The 1,169-nt window shown below is 54.4% G+C and carries 1 protein-coding gene; it reads left to right on the forward strand.

Annotated features, from left to right (window positions below; translation table 11 throughout):
- The first annotated feature begins 116 nt into the window (after window positions 1-116).
- Complete coding sequence (locus PG899_RS24065) at window positions 117-1,154, forward strand: IS630-like element ISAeme16 family transposase (protein WP_270697818.1); 1,038 nt, start codon at window positions 117-119, stop codon at window positions 1,152-1,154.
- Window positions 1,155-1,169: the final 15 nt, after the last annotated feature.

Consider the following 1,169-nt stretch of genomic DNA (forward strand, 5'->3'; position numbering starts at 1 on the left):
CTAAATAACCGTTCCGAAATGTAGATCACTTATCCGGGAAAGAAGGGAACTCGGCGTCGTTTGTGCGATCTGATTAATCGCCAAACCAATCAAACGACAAACGAGCCGAGCCCGAAATGATACTAACACTCCCCGACCATGATGAGCGACGCCGGATCATCAACAAGATGCACCGGACCAAAGATAAAGATCTCTGCCGGAGGCTCAACGCCATCTTGCTCCTTGCTGACGGGCACAGTGTCTCGGCTGTTTCTCGGCTCACTGCCGCCGCCCGGTCATCGATCAATCGCTGGGTGAACTGGTACACCTTGTTCGGTCTGGAGGGGCTTGAAAGCGAGCCTCGGGGGCGCAAGCCGGTGCTGCCATTTGCTCACATCTCGGGTCTATTACAGCTGTTGATCCAGTTGTCTCCACAGGAGCTCGGATATCAGCGCTCGCGTTGGAGTACCGAACTGATGGCGCTTGAACTCAAACGGAGTTGGCGCCTGACATTGCATGCTTCAACAATACGGCGATGGCTGCCCAGGCTAGGGATTGTCTGGCGCCGGGCCGCGCCCACTTTGCACATCCGCGATCCCCATAAAGAGCGGAAAATGGCCGCTATCAATGAGGCCTTGGGACGCTGCAGTGCGGACCATCCCGTGTTCTATGAAGATGAGGTGGATATCCACCTCAATCCCAAGCTGGGGGCGGACTGGATGATGCGAGGGAAGCAGAAGAAAGTGGCAACTCCGGGCCAGAATCGCAAACATTACCTCGCTGGCGCCCTGCATGCAGGAACAGGTAACGTGACCTATGTGGCGAGCGATAGCAAAGACACGGACTTGTTCTTGTCACTGCTCCAAACACTAAAGCGGACTTATCGGCGCGCCAAGAGCATCACGCTGATCCTGGATAACTACATCATCCACAAGAGCAAAAAAGCACAGCGATGGCTGGCAAAAAATCCGAAGTTCATCGTGCTTTTTCAGCCGGTGTATTCGCCATGGGTGAACCAGATTGAGCGGCTGTGGCATGCCCTCCATGAAACGATCACCCGGAACCACCAATGCCGCACATTGGGTGAGTTATTACGTCGCGTGTTCTACTTCCTGGATCATGCCGCCCCGTTCCCCGGTAATGGACATGGGCTTATGCAACTGGAGCGAAATTAGGATCAGCTATTTAGT

Source organism: Aeromonas sp. QDB39, assembly GCF_027707585.1.
Classification (GTDB): Bacteria; Pseudomonadota; Gammaproteobacteria; order Enterobacterales; family Aeromonadaceae; genus Aeromonas; species Aeromonas hydrophila.